Source organism: Actinokineospora sp. (assembly GCF_050699995.1).
Classification (GTDB): Bacteria; Actinomycetota; Actinomycetes; order Mycobacteriales; family Pseudonocardiaceae; genus Actinokineospora.
Genome location: NZ_JBOHGC010000397.1, coordinates 1 through 3,150, shown reverse-complemented (window position 1 = coordinate 3,150; position 3,150 = coordinate 1). Strand labels below are relative to the sequence as shown.

The 3,150-nt window shown below is 67.6% G+C and carries 1 protein-coding gene; it reads right to left on the bottom strand.

The annotated features are described in order from the left end of the window. Nucleotides 1–473 precede the first annotated feature (473 nt). The coding region (locus ACRDSQ_RS19945; protein ID WP_431423144.1) for an Ig-like domain-containing protein at nt 474–3,150 on the bottom strand (2,677 nt) is incomplete at its 5' end.

Here is a 3,150-nt window from a genome sequence, read left to right as displayed (position 1 = left end):
AAGGCGAGAAGTATCTGCGGGTCTCCACGCAAGAAACGCGGAAGCGAGTAAATCACGTAGAACAAGCCTAGGGCGAACGAAACCAGAAGCAGATAAGGCGCGACTCGGGAGCCATACTTAAACTCCCCCGTCTTTGGCGTGTAAATCTGAGTCGCCATGCGGCGGGCCTGGACGTTATTGACCCCCTCCCCAACCGCAAATCGTACACTTACGACGCGCGGAGTCAAGCCGCAATCGTTTCATGTCCATTGGAGGTAGTTAGCCGTGGCCGCGGCGGGGGCCGGAGCGCCAGGCGTAGAAGCGGTGGCCGCAGTCGTGGCAGCGGTAGGGCCGGCGGCCGAGGAGCGGCAGCAGCAGGCGCTCCAGCAGGCCGCGGCGGTGGGAGCGGAAGACTTTCTTTCCTTTGCAGCCGGGGCAAATCCGTCCTGAGGGTGGAGAGGCCGGCTCCGCCATAGGTTCCACTTCCGCGCCGATTACTGGACGACCACGGTCAGGTTGACCGTGTGCTCGAGCGTGCCGCTGCCCGCGGCGCGCACGGTGATGCTGTGGCTGCCGGTGGGCGTGCCGGGCCGGAAGGTGGGAGCCACGTCGCCGCCGCCGCCGCAGCCGGCCAGCATTCCTCCCATCACCAGAACCACCGCCAGCAGGCAGAGCGTGCCCAAGGTACGGTGCTTCCTTCGCCTGCCCGCCAGAACCACCCCGAATAGGGCCAGCCCCGGCACGCCCATCCATAACGCGTAGATAGGCGGCGGCGAGCTGCGTTGCTCGTGCGGCGCTCCGAGTTGGGCAACGATTGGGGCCGTGGTCTGGATCCGCAGCGTGATGGTCGAGCCGCCGGGCGGGGCGTTGGGGATGGAGTTGCTCGGCGTGAAGGTGCATGTGGTCCGCGCCGGCAGGCCCTGGCAAGAGAAGGTAATGCCGGCGTTGTAGGTGCCGTTGACGCCGGTGGCGGTGAGGTCGAAGTTCACCGCTTGCCCGGCGGAGAGGGTGGCCATGGTGGCGCTGTTGCACGGCGGCGTCCCGCCCTGGCACTGCGCCGCGACCATGTAGTCGGTGATGGTCACGTCGATGCTGTCGTTGTCGGCCCCGCTGTTGCCGTCGTCCACGGTCAGGTTGACGGTGTTGATTCCGATGGGGCAAGTGAGCGTCGGAGCCTGCGCGGAGGAGGTCCCGCAATCTCCGCTCCAGGCGAAGGTCAGCGTGTCGCCGTCCACGTCGGTCGCGGTCGCCGAGAAAGCAATCGATGCGCCGCTGGGGCTGGTGGCTGGCGCGGGACTGGCCGGGTTGCTGGTCAGCGTGACGATGACGGGCGGGTCGTTGACCGGGGTGATGGTGATGGTGAAGGCGAAGGGGGGGCTCGAGTTCGAGCCGCCGTTGGCGGTGCCGCCGTTGTCCATCAGCACAACCGTGATGTCGGCCGAGCCGCTGGCGTTGGCGGCGGGAGTAAAGGTGAGCGTGCCGGTCGGGCTGACCGCCGGCGCCGCCGAGAACAGCGCCGCGTTGGTGTTGCCGGTGACGGTGAAGCTCAGGGTCTGCCCGGCTTCGTTGGCGGGGCCGGGGCTGAGGTTGGTGGCCCAGCCGGGCACGCTCTGCGCGCCGGAGTCTTCGGCCACGGTCTGGTTGGGCCCGCCGGTGAAGCTGGGCGGGTCGTTGACCGCCGTCACGGTCAGGTTGACGGTGGCGGTGTCGGTGCTGACACCATCCGTCACGTCGTAGGTGAAGGAATCCATCCCGTTGAAGTTGGGGCTGGGGGTGTAGCGCAACACCCCGCCGCCCTGGTTGGCGACGCTGCCGTTGGCCCCCTGCGTGAAGCCGCTGATGGAGAGCGGGCTGGGACCGTCGCTGTCGGTGTCGTTGGCCAGGACGTTGATGTCGACGAACGCGTCTTCGTTGGTGGCGGAGGCATCGTCGGCGGCGGTGGGCGGCGCGTTGCCCAGGACGGTGAAGCTGACGGTGGCGGTGTCCATGCCGCCGAGGCCGTCGCTGGCGGTGTAGGTGAAGCTCTCCGCACAGTCGGAGGCCGAGGGGGTGGGTGTGTAGGTAAGCGAGGTGCTGTTGTTCATCACCGCGCCGCAGGCGGGCGAACCGACGGCGCTGATGGTCAGCGGGTCGCCGTCGACGTCGGTGTCGTTGGCGAGCACGTCGAGCACGGTCGGGCCCGCGGTGCTGGCGAGGGCGGGCGGGAAGTCGTCCGCGGCCACCGGGGCGTCGTTGACGCCGAAGACGGTGATGGTGAAGGTGAAGGGGGCGCTCGAGTCCGAGCCGCCGTTGGCGGTGCCGCCGTTGTCCATCAGCGCCAGCGTGATGTCCGCCGAGCCGAAGGCGTTGAGCGCAGTGGTGTAGCTCAGGTCGCCGCCGGCGGCGTCAACGGCGGGCGCAGCCGAGAACAGCGCCGGGTTGGTGTTGTTGGTGACGACGAACATCAGCGTCTGCGTGGCCTGCTCGTCGGGCGGGCCGGCGGAGATGTTGCTGGCCCAGCCGGCGACCACGCGCGGGATGTCGTCCTCGACCACGGCGTCGTCCGGCCCGCCGGTGAAGCTGGGCGGATCATTCACCGCCGTTACCGTTACGTTCACAGTGGCGGTGTCCATGTTCCCCATGCCGTCGCCGATGGTGTAGGTGAAAGAGTCCATCCCATTGAAGTTGGCGTTGGGGGTATAGCGCAGCACGCCGCCTCCCGGGTCGGTCACCATCCCGTTGGCGCCCTGTGTGAAACCCGAAATCGAGAGGGGGTCATTCTCCGGGTCGGTGTCGTTGGCCAGGACGCTGATGTTGGCCAAGGTGTCTTCCAGGGTTGTGGCCATGTCGTCGACGGCGTTGGGCGGCAGATTCGGAGTCACGGTTACGGTCACGGTGGCGGTGTCGCAGAGCGGCGCCGGGTCGCAGGCCTGGTAAGTGAAAGTGTCCATGCTGTTGAAGCCGAAGTCGGGCGTGTAGCTGATGGTGCCGTTGGTGGCTGCCGCCGCGCCGTTGGGCGGGTCGCTGACGTTTTGAATGGTCAGCGGGCCGCCATCGATGTCGGCGTCGTTGGTCAGGACGCCGAAGATGTTGTTCGTGCTGCCCTGGCTGACGGTGAACATGTCGTCGTTGGCCACGGGCGGGTCGTTGACCGGCGTCACCGTGATGGTGAAAGTGAGGGGAGCGCTGGTG